At 68.5% G+C, this 19,040-nt stretch carries 17 protein-coding genes and 1 riboswitch; of the genes, 10 read left to right on the top strand and 7 right to left on the bottom strand.

Annotated features, from left to right (window positions below; translation table 11 throughout):
• Positions 1-23: 23 nt before the first annotated feature.
• Positions 24-314 (bottom strand): muconolactone Delta-isomerase, encoded by a 291-nt coding sequence (gene catC / locus ACFOJE_RS09615; protein WP_377814101.1) that lies wholly within the window; start codon positions 312-314, stop codon positions 24-26.
• A 25-nt stretch (positions 315-339) separates the two neighbouring features.
• Positions 340-1,461 (bottom strand): muconate cycloisomerase family protein, encoded by a 1,122-nt coding sequence (locus tag ACFOJE_RS09620; RefSeq protein ID WP_377814102.1) that lies wholly within the window; start codon positions 1,459-1,461, stop codon positions 340-342.
• A 103-nt stretch (positions 1,462-1,564) separates the two neighbouring features.
• Between ACFOJE_RS09620 and ACFOJE_RS09625 the strand changes: the two genes are divergently transcribed.
• Positions 1,565-2,482, top strand: coding sequence for a LysR family transcriptional regulator (locus tag ACFOJE_RS09625; protein ID WP_377814103.1), 918 nt, complete (start codon positions 1,565-1,567; stop codon positions 2,480-2,482).
• Here the strand turns inward: ACFOJE_RS09625 and arsJ are convergent.
• From arsJ to ACFOJE_RS09650, 5 genes are all read right to left on the bottom strand, one after another.
• Positions 2,456-3,706 carry an organoarsenical effux MFS transporter ArsJ gene (gene arsJ, locus ACFOJE_RS09630; protein WP_377814104.1) on the bottom strand — a complete coding sequence of 417 codons (1,251 nt, stop codon included), beginning with the start codon at positions 3,704-3,706 and terminating at the stop codon, positions 2,456-2,458. The genes ACFOJE_RS09625 and arsJ overlap by 27 nt on opposite strands.
• Positions 3,707-3,809: 103 nt before the next feature.
• On the bottom strand, positions 3,810-4,805 hold the full coding sequence (locus tag ACFOJE_RS09635; protein WP_377814105.1) for an ArsJ-associated glyceraldehyde-3-phosphate dehydrogenase: 996 nt from the start codon (positions 4,803-4,805) through the stop codon (positions 3,810-3,812).
• A gap of 29 nt (positions 4,806-4,834) precedes the next feature.
• Complete coding sequence (locus ACFOJE_RS09640; RefSeq protein WP_377814106.1) at positions 4,835-5,161, bottom strand: YnfA family protein; 327 nt, start codon at positions 5,159-5,161, stop codon at positions 4,835-4,837.
• A gap of 7 nt (positions 5,162-5,168) precedes the next feature.
• On the bottom strand, positions 5,169-5,882 hold the full coding sequence (gene arsH, locus ACFOJE_RS09645) for an arsenical resistance protein ArsH (protein WP_377814107.1): 714 nt from the start codon (positions 5,880-5,882) through the stop codon (positions 5,169-5,171).
• A 42-nt stretch (positions 5,883-5,924) separates the two neighbouring features.
• Complete coding sequence (locus ACFOJE_RS09650) at positions 5,925-6,281, bottom strand: metalloregulator ArsR/SmtB family transcription factor (RefSeq protein ID WP_377814108.1); 357 nt, start codon at positions 6,279-6,281, stop codon at positions 5,925-5,927.
• 198 nt (positions 6,282-6,479) lie between these two features.
• Between ACFOJE_RS09650 and arsB the strand changes: the two genes are divergently transcribed.
• From arsB to uca, 9 genes are all read left to right on the top strand, one after another.
• Positions 6,480-7,559 carry an ACR3 family arsenite efflux transporter gene (gene arsB, locus ACFOJE_RS09655; RefSeq protein ID WP_377814109.1) on the top strand — a complete coding sequence of 360 codons (1,080 nt, stop codon included), beginning with the start codon at positions 6,480-6,482 and terminating at the stop codon, positions 7,557-7,559.
• Positions 7,560-7,571: 12 nt separating this feature from the next.
• Entirely contained in the window at positions 7,572-9,329 is a 1,758-nt protein-coding gene (gene arsA / locus ACFOJE_RS09660) for an arsenical pump-driving ATPase (protein ID WP_377814110.1), read from the top strand.
• A 394-nt stretch (positions 9,330-9,723) separates the two neighbouring features.
• Positions 9,724-10,788 (top strand): putative urea ABC transporter substrate-binding protein, encoded by a 1,065-nt coding sequence (locus tag ACFOJE_RS09665; RefSeq protein WP_377814111.1) that lies wholly within the window; start codon positions 9,724-9,726, stop codon positions 10,786-10,788.
• Positions 10,789-10,990: 202 nt separating this feature from the next.
• Positions 10,991-11,110: riboswitch (guanidine-I (ykkC/yxkD leader) on the top strand.
• Positions 11,111-11,168: 58 nt separating this feature from the next.
• Positions 11,169-12,236, top strand: coding sequence for a putative urea ABC transporter substrate-binding protein (locus ACFOJE_RS09670; protein WP_377814112.1), 1,068 nt, complete (start codon positions 11,169-11,171; stop codon positions 12,234-12,236).
• A gap of 46 nt (positions 12,237-12,282) precedes the next feature.
• Positions 12,283-13,098: an ABC transporter permease gene (locus tag ACFOJE_RS09675; protein WP_377814113.1), complete on the top strand. Its 816-nt coding sequence runs from the start codon at positions 12,283-12,285 to the stop codon at positions 13,096-13,098.
• Positions 13,095-13,901, top strand: a complete 807-nt coding sequence (locus tag ACFOJE_RS09680; RefSeq protein WP_377814114.1) for an ABC transporter ATP-binding protein — start codon at positions 13,095-13,097, stop codon at positions 13,899-13,901. The genes ACFOJE_RS09675 and ACFOJE_RS09680 overlap by 4 nt, the downstream gene beginning before the upstream one ends.
• Positions 13,898-14,626, top strand: a complete 729-nt coding sequence (locus ACFOJE_RS09685; protein ID WP_377814115.1) for an urea amidolyase associated protein UAAP1 — start codon at positions 13,898-13,900, stop codon at positions 14,624-14,626. The genes ACFOJE_RS09680 and ACFOJE_RS09685 overlap by 4 nt, the downstream gene beginning before the upstream one ends.
• 10 nt (positions 14,627-14,636) lie before the next feature.
• On the top strand, positions 14,637-15,272 hold the full coding sequence (locus ACFOJE_RS09690; protein ID WP_377814116.1) for an urea amidolyase associated protein UAAP2: 636 nt from the start codon (positions 14,637-14,639) through the stop codon (positions 15,270-15,272).
• A 163-nt stretch (positions 15,273-15,435) separates the two neighbouring features.
• Entirely contained in the window at positions 15,436-19,035 is a 3,600-nt protein-coding gene (gene uca, locus ACFOJE_RS09695; protein WP_377814117.1) for an urea carboxylase, read from the top strand.
• The last annotated feature ends 5 nt before the right edge of the window (positions 19,036-19,040 follow it).

Raw genomic sequence — 19,040 nt, forward strand, 5'->3', positions numbered from 1 at the left:
TGGGGGTAACGCAGATCGGCTGGTCAGCGATCGTCCTGGCGGATCGACGAGGGATGGCGGCAGATTGCCTTGACCTCGATGTCCATGTAGGGGAACAGCGGCAGCTGGGTCAGGGTGTCGTGCAGCTCCTGCACGCTGCCCACGTCGAACACGCTGAAGTTGGCGTACTCGCCGGCGATGCGCCAAAGGTGGCGCCACTTGCCCTCCTCCATCAGGCGCTGGGCGAGGGCCTTCTCGTCGGCCTTGAGCTTGTCGGCCCGGGCCGGGTCCATGTCCGGCGGCAGCCTCACGATCATCTTGACGTGGAACAGCATCGGTACGTCTCCTCTGTCGAACGGTTCATTGGCGGGCGAAGAAGGCCAGGCGGTCTTCGTCGAGGGTCAGTCCCAGCCCCGGCTTGCGCGGCACCTCCAGCTGGAAGTCGCGATAGACCGGCGCCTCGGTGACGATCTCCTCGGTCAGCAGCAGCGGCCCGAACAGCTCGGTGGACCAGCTCAGTCGGTCGAGGGTGAGGAAGGCGTGCGCCGCCGCCAGGGTGCCGACGCTGCCCTCGAGCATGGTGCCGCCGTACAGGCCGATCCCGGCCGCTTCGGCGATGTGGGCGGTGCGCAGCACGGCGCGCGGGCCGCCGTTCTTGGCGATCTTCAGGGCGAACACCGGCGCGGCGCCCTCGGCGGCCAGGGCGAAGGCGTCCTCGACGCTCTCGATCGCCTCGTCGGCCATGATCGCCGCCGGACTGATCCGCGACAGACGGGCGAGACCGGCGCGGTTGAAGCGGGCGATGGGCTGCTCGATCAGGTCGATGCCGGCGTCGGCCAGCTGCCGGCAGCCGCGGATGGCCACGCCCTCGTCCCAGGCCTGGTTGACGTCGACCCGCACGCTGGCGCGCTCGCCGAGGGCCCGCTTGATGGCGGCGGCGTGGGCGATGTCCCGGGCCGGCTCGCCGGCGCCGATCTTCAGCTTGAAGATGCGGTGCCGGCGCAGGTCCAGCATCCGCTCGGCCTCCTCGATGTCCCGGGCGGTATCGCCGCTGGCCAGGGTCCAGGCCACTTCCAGGGCATCGCGCACGCGGCCGCCGAGCAGTTCGCTCACCGGCAGGCCAAGACGCTTGCCCTGGGCATCCAGCAGGGCGCTTTCCAGGCCGGACTTGGCGAAGGTGTTGGCCTTCACCGCCCGCTCGATGCGCTGCATGGCGGCGTTGACGTTGCTCGCGTCCTGGCCGACCAGCAGCGGTGCCATGTGGCTGTCGATGTTGCGCTTGATGCTCTCCGGGCTCTCCCCGGCATAGGAAAGGCCACCGATGGTGGTGGACTCGCCGACGCCCTCGATGCCGTCGGCGCAACGCACGCGGACGATCACCAGGGTCTGCTGCTGCAGGGTGTGCATCGCCAGCTTGTGCGGGCGGATGGTCGGCAGGTCGACGATGACCGTCTCGACCCGTTCGATCAGGGAGTGGCTCATTTCCATATCCGTAAGGTTCTGTTCTTGTGGAACAGGATCTTGATATGGCGATTATTCCGGGTCCAATATGGTTTTGGTTTGCATCCATACCCGGAAGGTATTCATGGAACTACGTCATCTGCGCTATTTCCAGGCCGTCGCGGAAACCCTGAACTTCACCCGCGCGGCCGAGCGGCTGCACATCGCCCAGCCGCCCCTGAGCCGGCAGATCCAGCAGTTGGAAGACATGCTCGGCGTGCGCCTGCTGGAACGCGGCCGGCCGATGCAGCTGACCGAGGCCGGGCGCTTCTTCTACGAGCAGTCGGGCAAGCTGCTGGAGCAGCTGCAGCAGACCTGCGAGAACACCCGGCGCATCGCCCGCGGCGAGAAGCAGTGGCTGGGCATCGGCTTCGCCCCCTCGACCCTCTACGGCGCCTTTCCCGAGCTGATCCGCCGCCTGCGCGCCAACGGCGACCTGGAGCTGGGGCTCTCGGAAATGATCACCCTGCAGCAGGTGGAGGCCCTGAAGAGCGGCCGCATCGACATCGGCTTCGGCCGAATCCGCATCGAGGACCCGGCCATCGAGCAGCGCGTGCTGTTCGAGGACCCGCTGGTGGCCGCCCTGCCCGCCGGCCATCCGTTGCTCGGCGCGCCGGTCGGCCTGGAGGCGCTGGCCGCCGAACCCTTCATCCTCTATCCGGGCAATCCGCGCCCGAGCTACGCGGACCAGGTGCTGGCGCTGTTCGCCGGCCACGGGCTGAACATCCGGGTGGTGCAGCTGGCCAACGAGCTGCAGACGGCGATCGGCCTGGTCGCCGCCGGGATCGGCGTGACCCTGGTGCCGGCCTCGGTGCAGCGCCTGCACCGGGACGACATCGGCTATACGCCGCTGACGGACGAGAAGGCGACCTCGCCGATCATCGCCAGTTGGCGGGCGGGAGACGAATCCCTTCTGCTCCGGCACTGCCGCGCGCTGCTGCAGGAGATTTCCGCGCAGCGCCCGGCCCTGCTCGGGCTAGCCGCGCAGCGGAGTCCGGCCTGAGACCGAAGCGGGCCCGAGTTGCCGCGGCAGCCCCAGGGAAATCAGCGCGGCCAGGGCGACGAACAGGCTGGAGAGCCACAGGCAGGTCTCCAGCCCCCAGCGCTGGTACACCCAGCCCGACAGCAGGGTGCCGAGCAGCCGGCCGAGGGCGTTGGACATGTAGTAGAAGCCCACGTCCAGCGACACCCCGTCCGCCTTGGCGTGGGAGACGATCAGGTAGCTGTGCAGCGAGGAGTTGACCGCGAACAGCGCGCCGAACAGCAGCAGGCCGCCGATCAGCACCCATTGCGCCGGCAGCCCGCCGCCCAGGCCCGCGGCGATGGCCGCCGGCAGTCCGGCCAGGCTCAGGGCCCAGCCGAAGGCGGCGCGGCCGTCCGGCACCCGCCCGCGCCGCTTGCCGGTGAGCAGCGGCGCGAAGGACTGGACGCAGCCGTAGCCGATCACCCAGGCGGCGAGGAAGCCGCCGACCTGCCAGAAGTCCCAGCCGAAGGCATCGGCCAGGTACACCGGCAGGGCCACCACGAACCACACGTCCCGCGCACCGAAGAGGAACAGCCGGGCGGCCGAGAGAATGTTGATCGCCCGGCTCTTGGACAGCAGGTCGCGGAATTTCGGCTTGGCCTTCGCCTTGCCCAGGTCCCGCCGCAGCGTCGCCAGGCTGGCCAGCCAGATCAGCGCGAGCACCGCGGCCATCGCCAGCACCGCGCCGCGGAAGCCGACCAGCGCCAGCAGCGCGCCGCCGAGGAAGAAGCCGACGCCCTTGAGCGCGTTCTTCGAACCGGTCAGCAGCGCCACCCACTTGTACAGCGTGCCCTGCTCGCCCTCCGCCACCAGCAGCTTGATCGAGCTCTTGGCGCTCATTTTGTTGAGGTCCTTGGCGATGCCGGACAGCGCCTGCGCTGCCATCACCCAGGGCACCGCGAGCATGGCCGACGGCACGGCGAGCATCAGCAACGCGCCGACCTGCAGGCCGAGCCCCAGGTTCATGGTGCGGTTCAGGCCCAGGTGCGCGCCGAGCCAGCCGCCGATCAGGTTGGTGACCACGCCGAAGAGTTCGTAGAACAGGAACAGCGCGGCGATCTGCAGCGGGCTGTAGCCGAGCCCGTGGAAGTGCAGCACCACCAGCATGCGCAAGGCGCCGTCGGTCAGGGTGAAGGCCCAGTAGTTGCCGGTGACCAGCAGGTACTGGCGGATCTCGGGAGACAGGCGGGAAAGCGCGGGCATGGTGGTCGGTTGCGGGCTCGAGGATCGGTGAGGAGGAAAGCCGGCGGCCAGAGGGGCACGACCGCCGGCGAAGGGGAACGGGCGGCCGGAGCCGCCCTGCGGATCAGCCGACCAGCCGCGCCAGTTCCACGGTGCGGTTGGCGTAGCCCCACTCGTTGTCGTACCAGGCGTAGATCTTCACCTGGGTGCCGTCGACCACCATGGTCGACAGGGCATCGACGATGGAGGAGCGCGGGTCGGTGCGGTAGTCGATGGACACCAGCGGTCGCTCTTCGTAGCCGAGAATGCCCTTGAGCTCGCCCTCGGCGGCGCCCTTGAGCAGCCGGTTGACCTCTTCCACCGTGGTCGCCCGCTCCACCTCGAACACGCAGTCGGTGAGCGAGGCGTTGGTCAGCGGCACGCGGATGGCGTGACCGTTCAGCCGGCCGCGCAGCTCGGGGAAGATCTCGGCGATGGCGGTGGCCGAGCCGGTGGTGGTGGGGATCAGGCTCGAACCGCAGGAACGGGCGCGGCGCAGGTCCTTCTGCGGCTGGTCGAGGATGCTCTGGCTGTTGGTCAGGCTGTGGATGGTGGTGATCGCGCCGTGGCGGATGCCGAGATGCTCGTGGATCACCTTGACCACCGGGGCCAGGCAGTTGGTGGTGCAGGAGGCGGCGGTGACGATCTTGTGATTGACCAGATCGAACTGCCCGTCGTTGACCCCCATCACCACGTTGAGCACGCCCGGCTCCTTAACCGGCGCGCTGACCACCACGCGCTTCACGCCCTGCTCCAGGTAGCCCTGCAGCGCCGCCACGGTCTTGATCTTGCCGCTGGACTCGATCACCAGGTCGCAGCCGGACCAGTCGGTGTCGGCGGTGGCCTTGTTGGCGGTGACGCGGATGCGCTTGCCGTCGATGACGAGGCAATCGCCGTCGGCGCTCGCCTCGTGCTGCCAGCGGCCGTGCACCGAGTCGAAGTTGAGCAGGTGCGCGTGGGTCGCCGGATCGCCGGCCGGATCGTTGATCTGCACGAACTCGAGTTTCGGGCCGCCCCAGGCGGCGCGCAGCACGAGACGTCCGATGCGGCCGAAGCCGTTGATGCCTACTTTGATGGTCATGGGGGCTTACCTCCGCAAATCGAATGAAATCACTGGCTTCTCGGGGCGAACACGATGATCGCCATGCCGGTCAGCGCGACCAGACAGCCGACCAGGTCCCAGGCGCTCGGGCGAATGCCGTCGACCCACCACAGCCAGAGGATGGCGACACCGATATAGACCCCGCCATAGGCCGCATATACCCGCCCGGCCGCCGCCGGGTGCAGCGACAGCAGCCAGGCGAACAGCGCCAGCGATGCGGCCGCCGGCACCAGCAGCCAGGGGCTCCGGCCCTGCTTGAGCCAGAGATAGGGAAGATAGCAACCGACGATTTCGGCCACCGCGGTGATCGCGTACAGGATCAGGGTCTTGAACATCGGAATCTCAGATGGAGCCTTGGTTGACGCGCCGGGACAGCTCTTCGGCCGATTCCTTGCGCTCGGAATAGCGGTCGACCAGATAGGCGCTCCGCCCGCGCAGCAGCAGGGTGAACTTCATCAGCTCCTCCATGACGTCCACCAGCCGGTCATAGAAGGACGAGGGCTTCATCCGCCCGGCTTCGTCGAACTCGAGGAAGGCCTTGGGCACCGACGACTGGTTGGGGATGGTGAACATGCGCATCCAGCGACCGAGCACGCGCATCTGGTTGACCGCATTGAACGACTGCGAGCCGCCACAGACCTGCAGCAGCGCCAGGGTCTTGCCCTGGGTCGGGCGGATCGCCCCGAGACTCAGCGGAATCCAGCCGATCTGCGCCTTGAACACCGCCGACATAGCACCGTGCCGCTCGGGCGAGCACCATACCTGACCTTCCGACCAGAGCACCAGCTCGCGCAGCTCACGCACCTTCGGGTGATCCTCCGGCGCGTCGTCCGGCAACGGCAGACCGGACGGGTCGAAGATCCGCGTCTCGGCGCCGAAGTGGTCGAGCAGGCGCGCTGCCTCCCGTGTCAGCAAACGGCTGTAGGAACGCTCGCGGTTGGAGCCGTAGAGCAGCAGGATGCGCGGCTTGTGCTCGGGTTGCGCCGACGGCTCCAGCCTATCGGGGCTGGGCAGGTCCAGCAGGTCGTGGTCGATGTTGGGCAGATCGGCTTCCATGGGATTTCTCGCGGGGGACGGTGACGACGGCGGCGCGTCGGCTCAGGCGCAGGCGCCGGCCCGCTCCGGGCGCGCGCGCATGCCTTGCAGACGTTCGGAGTCCGCCGCCAGCCAGTCGCGGTTGGCGGCGAGGACGGTGCGCAGCATGTCGTGCACCCAGTCCGGCAGTTGCGGATGCAGGCGGTAATAGACCCACTGGCCCTGCCGGCGGTCCGCCAGCAGCCCGCTGCTGCGCAGCTGGGCCAGGTGGCGGGAGATCTTCGGCTGGCTCTGTTCCAGGGCCGCGGTCAGCTCGCAGACGCACAGCTCGCCCTCGGCGGCGACCAGCAGGGTCATGCGCGCCCGGGTCTCGTCGGCGAGACACTTGAAAACCTCGAGGGGAGTCAGTTTGGGGTCCATGGGTATTCTCGCTGTCGTCGTTCGTGCCGCTGCGGGAGCACGCCTGTCCTCTGGTTAAATATACGGAATAGCGAATATATTTATTGCCGCATATCAAGTAAAGCGGATCGACCGGCGGCTAACCTGAATGAACGGATGGCAAACCGCCCACCGGCCGACGATCCAGTCCATACCCCGACACGAGGATGCGATCCCCCCATGTCCAGTCAATGCGAAGTCATCGGCAAACAGGCCGCCGGCGCCCCGCTCGGGTTCTTCGAGCGCTACCTGACGCTCTGGGTGTTCCTCTGCATCGTCGCCGGCACCCTGCTCGGCCTCTACGCCCCGGCGGTCGCCCAGGGCATCGGCGCGCTGGAAGTCGCCCAGGTCAATCTCCCGGTCGGGCTGCTGATCTGGGTGATGATCATCCCGATGCTGATGAAGATCGACTTCGGCGCCCTGCACGAGGTCTACCAGCAGAAGGCCGGCATGGGCATCACCCTGTTCATCAACTGGGCGGTCAAGCCGTTCTCCATGGCGCTGATCGGCTGGGTCTTCCTCAAGCACCTGTTCGCCGCCTGGCTGCCGGCCGGCGAGATCGACAGCTACATGGCCGGGCTGATCCTGCTCGGCGCCGCGCCGTGCACGGCGATGGTGTTCGTCTGGAGCAACCTGTGCAACGGCAACGCCAACTTCACCCTGACCCAGGTGGCGCTCAACGATCTGGTGATGGTGTTCGCCTTCGCGCCCATCGTCGCCCTGCTGCTCGGCGTGTCGTCGATCCCGGTGCCCTGGGACACCCTGCTGCTGTCGGTGGTGATGTACATCGTCATTCCGCTGGCCATCGCCCAGTTCGTCCGCGCCCGTCTGCTCCGGCGCGGCGAGGCGGCGTTCCGGGCGGCGCTGGCGCGGATCTCGCCGTTCTCCATCCTCGCCCTGCTGGCGACGTTGGTCCTGCTGTTCTCCTTCCAGGGCCAGGCCATCGTCGAGCAGCCGCTGGTGATCGCCCTGCTCGCCGTGCCGCTGCTGCTGCAGACCCTGTTCATCGCCGCTCTCGGCTACTGGCTGAATCGCTCCTTCAGGGTGCGCCACGACGTCGCCGGTCCCTCGACCATGATCGGCGCGTCCAACTTCTTCGAACTGGCGGTAGCGGTGGCTATCGTCCTTTACGGTTTCGACTCCGGCGCCGCGCTGGCCACCGTGGTCGGCGTGCTGATCGAGGTGCCGGTGATGCTCGTCCTGGTACGCACGGTCAACGCCAGCCGCGCCTGGTACGAGCGCGGCCTGCCGCACAACTGAGGGAATACGCAGATGGAATTTCTCAAGCAACCGCCCCGCTTCCTGTTCTTCACCGGCAAGGGCGGCGTGGGCAAGACCTCGATCGCCTGCGCCACCGCCATCCGCCTGGCCGACAGCGGCAAGCGGGTGCTGCTGGTGAGCACCGACCCGGCGTCCAACGTCGGCCAGGTGCTCGGCATCACCATCGGCAACCATATCGTCCCGGTGCCGGCGGTGCCCAACCTCGCGGCCCTGGAGATCGACCCGCAGGCCGCCGCCCAGCTCTACCGCGAGCGCATCGTCGGCCCGGCCCGCGGCGTGCTGCCGGAGGACGAGGTCCGCGGCATGGAGGAACAGCTCTCCGGCGCCTGCACCACCGAGATCGCCGCCTTCGACGAGTTCACCGCCCTGCTGGTGGATTCCGAACTGACCGCCGGCTACGACCATATCGTCTTCGACACCGCGCCGACCGGCCACACCATCCGCCTGCTGCAACTGCCGGGCGCCTGGAGCGGCTTTCTCGAAGCCGGCAAGGGCGACGCCTCCTGCCTCGGCCCGCTGGCCGGGCTGGACAAGCAGCGCAGCCAGTACCGCGAGGCGGTGGAAGCGCTGTCCGACCCACGGCGCACCCGCCTGGTGCTGGTGGCCCGCGCCCAGCAGAGCACGCTGAAGGAGGTGGCGCGCACCCACGAGGAACTGGCCGCCATCGGCCTGACCCAGCAGTACCTGGTGATCAACGGCGTGCTGCCGGCCGCGGAAGCCGAACAGGACAGCCTGGCCGGCGCCGTCCATGCCCGCGAGGAGGCGGCGCTGGCGGCGGTCCCCGAAACGCTCGCCCGGCTGCCCTGCGACCGCATCCCCCTCAAGCCGTTCGACCTGGTCGGCCTCGACGCCCTGCGCCAGTTGCTCGACGGGGTAGCCGTTCCCGCCGCGCCCGGCACGGCGCCCGAGCCGGCGCTGGAAGCACCCGATCTGGCCCGACTGGTCGACGAGATCGCCGCCGAAGGCCACGGCCTGGTGATGCTGATGGGCAAGGGCGGGGTCGGCAAGACCACCCTAGCCGCCGCCGTCGCCGTGGAGCTGGCCCACCGCGGACTGCCGGTGCACCTCACCACTTCCGACCCGGCCGGGCACCTGGCCGACACCCTCAACGGCTCGCTGGAGAACCTCAGCGTGAGCCGCATCGATCCGCGCACGGTCACCGAGCAGTACCGCGAGCGCGTGATGCAGAGCAAGGGCGCCAACCTGGATGCGGAGGGCCGCGCCCTGCTGGCCGAGGACCTGCGCTCGCCCTGCACCGAGGAGATCGCCGTGTTCCAGGCCTTCTCCCGGGTCATCCGCGAGGCCGGTAGGAAGTTCGTGGTCATGGACACCGCCCCCACCGGCCACACCCTGCTGCTGCTCGACGCCACCGGCGCCTACCACCGGGAAATCGCCCGGCAGATGGGCGACAAGCACTTCACCACGCCGATGATGCAGCTACAGGACCCGAAGCAGACCAAGGTGCTGATCGTCACCCTGGCGGAAACCACCCCGGTGCTGGAAGCCGCCAACCTGCAGGCCGACCTGCGCCGCGCCGGCATCGAGCCCTGGGCCTGGGTGATCAACAACAGCGTGGCCGCGGCCCGGCCCCGCTCGCCCCTGCTACGCCAGCGGGCGAACAACGAGCTGGCGGAAATCCAGGCGGTGGCGACCCGGCACGCCAGCCGCTATGCGGTGGTACCGCTGCTGGAACAGGAGCCGGTGGGCGTCGAGCGGCTCCTCGCGCTGAGCCGTCCAGCGCACCGCTGAGCCCCGCTGGGCGCAGCCGACCGCGCTGCGCCCGCCTCCGGCATGGCAGGCCGGAGTGTCCGCACCACGAGCGGGCACCCCGGCAAATGCCTCAGCCCTAAATGATGCAGCGGCTCCGCCCGTTTCCTCCCGATTCGCCAGCCGGCTTTCGCCAACCCGCTCGCAAAATCTGACTCTACCGACAACCCGCGGCAGGCTCTGGCACGGGCTTCGCATTGGCCGGCCGTGCAGGAGCACCCGCCCGTGCGGGATAGCAGCGTAAGAAGAAATGGATGACCAGGGTTCCACTGGCCGACCTCCGGACGAGGTTGCCGATGGGACGAAAGCCCGGGAGATCACGCCAAAACAAGCTGCGCGCTCCTGAGCTGTCCCTTTGACCAACTGGAGGAATCCCATGCGCAAGCACCTGCTCGCGATCCTGACTGCCGCCCTCGCCTTCGCCCTCAGCTCCGGCCTGGCGGCCGCCCCCAAACAGCACTTCAGCGTCTGCTGGAGCATCTACGCCGGCTGGATGCCCTGGGAATACGGCGCCAGCCGCGGCATCGTCGACAAGTGGGCGAAGAAGTACGGGATCGATATCGACGTGGTGCAGGTGCACGACTACGTCGAGTCGATCAACCAGTACACCGCCGGCCAGTTTGACGGCTGCAGCATGACCAACATGGATGCCCTGACCATCCCGGCGGCAGGCGGCGTCGACTCCACCGCGCTGATCGTCGGCGACTTCTCCAACGGCAACGACGGCATCGTCATCAAGGGCGACAACCTGTTCCTCAACGACATCAAGGGCCAGCCGGTGAACCTGGTCAAGCAGTCGGTCTCCCACTACCTGCTGGCCCGCGGCCTGCAACGGGTCGGCCTGAGCGAGCGGGACGTGCAGCTGGTGAACGCCTCCGACGCCACCCTGGTCGCCGACTTCGCCGCCCCCGACGTCCGCGCCGCGACCACCTGGAATCCGCTGCTGGCCGAACTGGTGGCCAAGCCCGGGGTGACCAAGGTGTTCGACTCCCGGCAGATTCCCGGCGAGATCATCGACCTGATGGTGGTCAACAGCCAGACCCTCGCGGACAACCCCAACTTCGGCAAGGCGCTGACCGGCGCCTGGTACGAGATCATGGCCACCATGAGCGCCGACAGCCACGAAGGCAAGGCCGCCCGCGCGCACATGGCCAAGGCCTCGGGCACCGACCTGCGCGGCTACGAGGCGCAGCTGGAAACCACCCGCATGTTCTATTCGGCCAGGGAGGCCGCCGACTTCACCCGCAGCCCGAAACTGCCGGTGACCATGCTCAAGGTGGCGAAATTCTCCTTCGAACAGGGCCTGCTCGGCCGGCAGGCGACCGACGCCGACGCCATCGGCATGAGCTTCGCCAACGGCGACGTCACCGGCGACCGCAGCAACGTCAAGCTGCGCTTCGACGCCAGCTACATGCAGCTGGCCGCGGACGGCAAGCTGTAACGCGAGGGTCGCGCACCAACATGAGGCGTGCTAGTCTCGGCCTCGCACATTTCAGGTGCACCAGACCGGCACTCCTCGAGTACCGCCGTCCGGGAGGGCGAGCCAGCCTGCCCGGACAGGATTACCGATAGGTTGGCACGCCTCTTGAATCGGCAATGCCGCACAGGAAACCCGAGCATCGGGTCGCAGGTCTGACAATTTGCTAATAGCCGTCTAGGGTTCCGGCTCGCGCAGCGAGCGCCTGGTCCGAGAGTCGGCGACCTCAGCGAGGAACGGCACCGCCGCTCCGGGGGTTACACGGCGGGACAAAAGCCCGGGAGAACGCGCCCAGCGATGGGTCGCTGCGACTCCCGATGCCTTCTCAGCCCGGAGACAACCCCATGCGCAAACCCCGTCTACACACCGTTCTCGCCGCCGGCCTGGCCGCTCTCTTCAGCTTCGACGCAGCGGCCGAGCGCAAGGACCACTTCGACGTCTGCTGGACCATCTACGCCGGCTGGATGCCCTGGGAATACGGCGCCAGCCGCGGCATCGTCGACAAGTGGGCGAAGAAGTACGGCATCGAGATCAACGTCGTCCAGCTCAACGACTACGTCGAGTCGATCAACCAGTACACCGCCGGCCAGTTCGACGGCTGCAGCATGACCAACATGGACGCCCTGACCATCCCGGCGGCTGGCGGGGTCGATTCCACCGCGCTGATCGTCGGCGACTTCTCCAACGGCAACGACGGCATCGTCATCAAGGGCAAGGACAAGACCCTCGCCGACCTCAAGGGCCTGCCGGTCAACCTGGTCGAGCTGTCGGTCTCCCACTACCTGCTGGCCCGTGGCCTGGAGACGGTCGGCCTGTCCGAGAAGGACGTCAAGGTGGTCAACACCTCCGACGCCGACCTGGTGGGCGCCTTCGCCAGCCAGGACGTGAAGGCGGTGACCACCTGGAACCCGCTGCTGGCCGAAGTGGCCGCCACGCCCGGGGTCTCCAAGGTGTTCGACTCCAGCCAGATTCCCGGCGAGATCATCGACCTGATGGTGGTCAACAGCCAGACCCTCAAGGACAACCCCGACTTCGGCAAGGCCCTGACCGGCGCCTGGTACGAGATCATGACCACCATGAGCGCCGACACCGCCGAGGGCAAGGCCGCCCGCGAGCACATGGCCAAGGCCTCCGGCACCGACCTGAAGAGCTTCGAGGCGCAACTGGCCGCCACCCGCATGTTCTACACCGCCAAGGACGCCGTCGCCTTCGCCATCGGCGCCCAGTTGCCGGAAACCATGGCCAAGGTGGCGAAGTTCTCCTTCGATCACGGCCTGCTCGGCGAGGGCGCGCCCAGCACCGATGCCGTCGGTATGAGCTTCGCCAACGGGGTGACCCAGGGCGACAAGAGCAACCTCAAGCTGCGCTTCGAGCCGAAGTACATGCAGATGGCTGCGGACGGCCAGCTCTGAGAGCTGAGCCCATGCACCGACGCCCTACTTCCGACGAGAATCGCCCATGCGCCTGATCAATCGACACCCCGACCGCGCCGGTCGCCTGATGCTGGTGCTGCTGCCCTTCGCCCTGCTGCTGTTCGCCTACTTCAGCGGCTCGGCGCAGCGCCTGGCGGAAAACCCCAACGACAAGCTGCTGCCGAGCGCACAGCAGATGGTCGAGGCGGTGGACCGGCTGGCCTTCACCCCGGACAAGCGCAGCGGCGAATACCTGTTCTGGCAGGACACCGGCTCCAGCCTCCGGCGTCTCGGCCTCGGCATCGGCATCGCCGCGGCCGCCGGCCTGTGCCTGGGCATCGCCGCCGGCACCCTGCCGCTGTTCGGCGCCCCGCTGTCGCCTTTGCTGACGGTGCTGTCCATGGTGCCGCCGCTGGCGATACTGCCGATCCTGTTCATCGTCTTCGGCCTCGGCGAGCTGTCCAAGGTGATGCTGATCGTCATCGGCATCACCCCGGTGCTGGCCCGCGACCTGGAGCAGCGAGCCCGGGAAATTCCCCAGGAGCTGCTGATCAAGGCGCAGACCCTCGGCGCCAGCACCTGGACGCTGATCCTGCGCGTGGTGCTGCCGCAGCTGCTGCCGCGCCTGCTGATCAGCCTGCGCCTGGTGATCGGCTCCGCCTGGCTGTTCCTGATCGCCGCCGAGGCCATCGCCTCCACCGACGGTCTCGGCTACCGCATCTTCCTGGTCCGCCGCTACATGGCGATGGACGTGATCCTGCCCTACGTGGTCTGGATCACCCTGCTCGCCTGGGCGATGGATCTCGGCCTGCGCCGGCTCACCCGGCTGGCCTTCCCCTGGTATGAAGGAGCCAAGGCATGAGTTTCATCCAGGTCAAGAACCTCTGGCAGGAGTACGGCGACCAGGTGGTGCTGGAACGCCTCAACCTCAGGGTCGAGGAAGGCGAGTTCTGCACCCTCGTCGGCGCCTCCGGCTGCGGCAAGTCCACCTTCCTGCGCATGCTGCTCGGCCAGGAACGCCCCAGCCGCGGCCAGATCCTGCTCGACGGCGCGCCGCTGCCCGGCGAGCCGGACGCCAGCCGCGGCGTGGTGTTCCAGCGCTACTCGGTGTTCCCGCACCTGTCCGTGCGCGACAACGTCGCCCTCGGCCTGGAGCTGCCGCGCTCGCCCCTGCTCGGCCGGCTGTTCGGCGGCGCCAAGCGCGAGGCCCGCGAGCGGGCCGCGGAGATCCTCGCCAAAGTCGGCCTCGGCCACGCCCTGGACAAGTACCCGGCGCAGCTCTCCGGCGGCATGCAGCAACGCCTGGCGATCGCCCAGGCGCTGATCATGAAGCCGCGCGTGCTGCTGCTCGACGAGCCGTTCGGCGCCCTCGACCCGGGCATCCGCAAGGACATGCACGCGCTGCTGCTGGAGCTGTGGCGGGAAACCCGGCTGACCGTGTTCATGGTCACCCACGACCTTTCCGAAGGCTTCACCCTCGGCACCCGCCTGCTGGTGTTCGATAAGGTGCGCCACGACCCGCAGTCGCCCAACACCTACGGCGCCCGCGTCACCTACGACATTCCCCTGAACGACGACCGCCGCGCCGCGCGCGCCGCCGTCGCCGCCCTGCCGCCGGCCGTGACCGGCGGCCTGCAATCCGATTCCCTTGGAGCCAGAGCATGAGCACCTCACTGACCCTGCGTCCGACCCTCTACGAAGAAACCGTTCCCGGCGGCGGACACGCCTCCTTCGTCCTCAAGCGCGGCCAGTTGCTGCGCCTCACCGATGTCGAAGGCGGCGCCAACGTCAGCCTGCTGCTGCTCTCTGCCTCCGAGAAGAGCGAGCGCCTGAACCTGCCGGACACCCTGAAGTGCCAGCACACCGCCAAGCTCACCGCTGGCCACTGCCTGTATTCGGACATGGGCCGGGTACTGGCGGCCATCACCGCCGACACCTGCGGCTGGCACGACAGCTTCGGCGGCGTGCTGAACGCACAGGAGACCCGCGAGAAGTATGGCGAGGGCCGCTACCAGGAGCTGCGCAACGGCTTCTTCCGCAACGGCATGGACAACCTGCTGGTGGAAATGGGCAAGTGGAACCTGAACCTGCAGGACCTCTTGATGATCCTCAACCTGTTCAGCAAGGTCACGGTGGACGCGGACGGCTGCTTCCGCTTCGAGCCCGGCAACTCCCGACCCGGCGACTACGTCGAGCTGTACGCGCCAATGGATACGCTGGTGGTGCTCACCGCCCTGCAGCACCCGATGGACCCGAACCCGCAGTACGCGCCCAAGCCGGTCAAGCTGAGCTGGCACAAGGTCGAGAGCGACGGCATCAGCGTGCTCTGCCGCACCTCGCGTCCGGAGAACGGCCGCGGCTTCCACAACACCGAACGTCTGTATGTCTGAGGGCCCGGCCATGACCCTGATCGAAAGCACCCTGCAACCCGAAGCCGCCGTGTTCCGCCACGTCATTCCGGCCGGCGAGCCCTACCTGTTCGAGGTCAAGGCCGGGCAGACCGTCCGCCTGCTCGACCTGGAGGGCAACCAGGCGGTCGACACCCTGTTCTACAGCGCGCAGAACCCGCGCGAGCGCTTCGATCCGCAGCGCACCCTGCGCCGGCAGAACAAGGTCTACCTGACCACCGGCACGGTGCTCTACTCCAACCTGGGCAATCCGCTCCTGACCATCGTCGCCGACACCTGTGGCCGCCACGACACCCTCGGCGGCGCCTGCGCCCAGGAGAGTAACACCGTGCGCTACGCCCTGGACAAGCGCTACATGCACAGTTGCCGCGACAACTTCCTGCGCGCCAGCCTGCACGACGGCCGCCTGGAGAAGCGCGACATAGGCGCCAACATCAACTTCTTCATGAACGTGCCGGTCACCCCCGAGGGCGGCCTGACCTTCGAGGACGGCATCTCCGCGCCGGGCAAGTACGTGGAGCTGAAGGCGCACATGGACGTGATCGTGCTGATCTCCAACTGCCCGCAGCTGAACAACCCGTGCAACGGCTGGAACCCCACTCCGGCGGAAGTGCTGATCTGGGACTGATGGTGGTGGATGACGCTGCGCGGTCATCCACCCTACGCCGCACCCGGCAGCCGTAGGGCGGGAAACGGAGCAGCCTTTCCCACTGAAGGATTTCGACCACGGACGACCGTGGTGCTGACCGAATGACGGCGGGACGACCCGCCACCCTTCGAGGACTCCTCGAATGTTCGCCAAACTGTTGATCGCCAACCGCGGCGCCATCGCCTGCCGCATCCTGCGTACCCTACGCGCCCTGAACGTGGCGGGCGTGGCCGTCTACTCCGAGGCCGACGCCGCCAGCCTGCACATCCAGCAGGCCGACGAAGCCTTCAGCCTCGGCGAAGGTCCCGCCGCCAATACCTACCTGGTGGTGGACAAGATTCTCGACATCGCCCGGCAGAGCGGCGCCCAGGCCATCCACCCGGGCTACGGCTTCCTCTCCGAGAACGCCGCCTTCGCCGAAGCCTGCGAGGCCGCCGGCATCGCCTTCGTCGGCCCGACGCCCGAGCAGCTGCGGGTCTTCGGCCTCAAGCACACCGCCCGCGCCCTGGCCAAGCGGCACGGCGTGCCGATGCTGGAAGGCACCGAACTGCTGGAAAGCCTCGACGCGGCACTGACCGCCGGCGAAGCGGTCGGCTACCCGGTGATGCTGAAGAGCACCGCCGGCGGCGGCGGCATAGGCATGCGCGTGTGCCGCTCGGCCGCCGAGCTTGCCGAGGCCTTCGAGGCGGTCAAGCGCCTCGGGCAGAACAACTTCAGCGACTCGGGCGTGTTCATCGAGAAGTACATCCAGCGTGCCCGCCACCTGGAAGTGCAGGTGTTCGGCGACGGCAAGGGCGAGGTGATCGCCCTCGGCGTGCGCGACTGCTCGGTGCAGCGGCGCAACCAGAAGGTGCTGGAGGAAACCCCGGCGCCGAACCTGCCGGAAGGCATGGCCGAAGAGCTCTGCGCGGCGGCGATCAAGCTGGCCAAGGCGGTGAACTACCGCAGCGCCGGCACCGTCGAGTTCGTCTACGACAGCGAGGCCCGGCGCTTCTACTTCCTCGAAGTGAACACCCGCCTGCAGGTCGAGCACGGCGTCACCGAACAGGTGTGGGGTGTCGACCTGGTGCGCTGGATGATCGAACTGGCCGCCGGCACGCTGGCCCCGCTTGCCGAGCTGGCCAAGACCCTCCAGCCCAGCGGCCACTCGATCCAGGCGCGCCTGTACGCCGAGGACCCGGGCCGCGACTTCCAGCCCAGCCCCGGCCTGCTCACCGCTGTCGACTTCCCCGAGGCCGACGGCAAGCGCCTGCGCATCGACACCTGGGTCGAGGCCGGCTGTGAGATCCCACCCTACTTCGACCCGATGATCGCCAAGCTCATCGCCTGGGCGCCAAGCCGCGACGAGGCCCGCGCCGCGCTGGACAGCGCGCTGGCCGGGACGCTGCTCTACGGCGTGGAATCCAACCGCGACTACCTGCGGCAGATCCTCGCGGATACGCCCTTCGCCTCCGGCAATCCCTGGACCCGCTGCCTGGAGGGCCTCGCCTACCGGGCCGAGACCTTCGAGGTACTCTCCGCCGGCACCCAGACCACGGTGCAGGACTACCCCGGCCGCCTCGGCTACTGGGCGGTCGGCGTGCCGCCGTCGGGGCCGATGGACGACCGCGCCCTGCGGCTGGGCAACCGCCTGCTCGGCAACCCGGAAGGCGCCGCCGGCCTGGAAATCACCATGAGCGGGCCGATCCTGCGCTTCAACGCCGATGCCGTGGTGGCGGTGACCGGCGCCGACATCCCGGTCGCCCTGGACGGCGCCGCGCAGCCGATGAACACCGCGCTGTTCGTCCCGGCCGGCGCCACCCTCAGCCTCGGCACCATCGCCGGAGCCGGTGCACGCAGCTATCTCGCCGTGCGCGGCGGCCTGCTGGTGCCGGACTATCTGGGCAGCAAGAGCACCTTCACCCTAGGCCAGTTCGGCGGCCACGGCGGCCGCGCCCTGCGCGCCGGCGACGTGCTGCACCTCGCCTCGCTGGCCGACGCCTCCGCCGGCGCCGCGCTGGACGCCGAACTGTGCGCGCCGCTGCCGGCCGTGCGCACCCTGCGGGTGATCTACGGCCCGCACGGCGCGCCGGAGTATTTCACCCCGGCCTACATCGACCGCTTCCTCGCCACCGACTGGGAAGTGCACTTCAACTCCAGCCGCACCGGCGTGCGTCTCATAGGACCGAAACCGGAGTGGGTGCGCGACAGCGGCGGCGAGGCCGGCCTGCACCCGTCGAACATCCACGACAACCCCTACGCCATCGGCGCGGTGGACTTCACCGGCGACATGCCGGTGATCCTCGGCCCGGACGGCCCGAGCCTGGGCGGCTTCGTCTGCCCGGTGACGGTGATCGAGGCCGACCTCTGGCAGCTCGGCCAGCTCAAGGCCGGCGACAAGGTGCGCTTCGTGCCGGTCGACGTCGACACCGCCCGCACCCTGGCCAAGGCCCGCCAGGCGGAAAGCGCGACCCTCACCCCGGTCGCCGTCGACTGGCGGCCGATCCCGCTGGAGCCGCCGGTGGTGCTGGACATCGGCAGCCAGGACAAGCGCCTGGTGGCCCGCCTCTCCGGCGACACCCACCTGCTGCTGGAGATCGGCCAGCCCGAGCTGGACCTGGTGCTGCGCTTCCGCGGCCACGCGCTGATGCAGGCGCTGGAAGCGAAGCAGCTGAACGGCGTGATCGACCTCACCCCCGGCATCCGCTCGCTGCAGGTGCATTACCAGCCGGGAACCCTGTCGCTGGCGCGCCTGCTGGCCGAGGTGATCGGCGAGTGGGACGCGGTGTGCAACGCCACCGACCTCGCCGTGCCGTCGCGCATCGTTTACCTGCCGCTGTCCTGGGACGACCCGGCCTGCCGTCTGGCCATCGAGAAGTACATGACCACGGTGCGCAAGGACGCCCCCTGGTGCCCGAGCAACCTGGAGTTCATCCGCCGGATCAACGACCTGGAAAACCTCGACGAGGTCTACCGCACGGTGTTCGAGGCCAGCTACCTGGTGATGGGCCTGGGCGACGTCTACCTCGGCGCGCCGGTGGCCACCCCGCTCGACCCGCGTCACCGCCTGGTCACCACCAAGTACAACCCGGCACGCACCTGGACCGCGGAGAACTCGGTGGGCATCGGCGGCGCCTACATGTGCGTGTACGGCATGGAAGGCCCCGGCGGCTACCAGTTCGTCGGTCGCACCCTGCAGATGTGGAACCGCTACCGCGAGGTGGAAGCCTTCCAAGGCAAGCCCTGGCTGCTGCGCTTCTTCGACCAGGTCCGCTTCTACCCGGTGTCCGCCGAGGAACTGCTGCGCATCCGCCGCGACTTCCCGCTCGGCCGCTATGAGCTGCGCATCGAGGAGAGCACGCTGGCCCTGGCCGACTACCAGGCCTTCCTCGCCGAGGAAGCCGAGGGCATCGCCACCTTCCGCAGTCAGCAGCGCGCCGCCTTCGATGCCGAGCGCCAGCGCTGGATCGAGTCCGGCCAGGCGCACTTCGAGAGCGAGGAGGTCGGCCCGGACCTGGGCGAGGACGCCCCGCTCGGCGCCGGCGAGCATGGCATCGAGAGCCACATCGCCGGCAACCTCTGGCAGGTGCAGGTGGAGCCGGGCGCGCGGGTCAAGGCCGGCGACGTGCTGGTGATCCTCGAGTCGATGAAGATGGAAATCCCGCTCACCGCCCCGCGCGACGGGGTGGTCAGGGAAGTCCGGGTGCAACCCGGCTCGCCGGTGCGCGCCGGCCAGCGGGTCGTCGTCCTGGAAGAAGCATGACGCTC

It is taken from the genome of Azotobacter bryophylli, from assembly GCF_042643485.1.
Taxonomy (GTDB): domain Bacteria; phylum Pseudomonadota; class Gammaproteobacteria; order Pseudomonadales; family Pseudomonadaceae; genus Azotobacter; species Azotobacter bryophylli.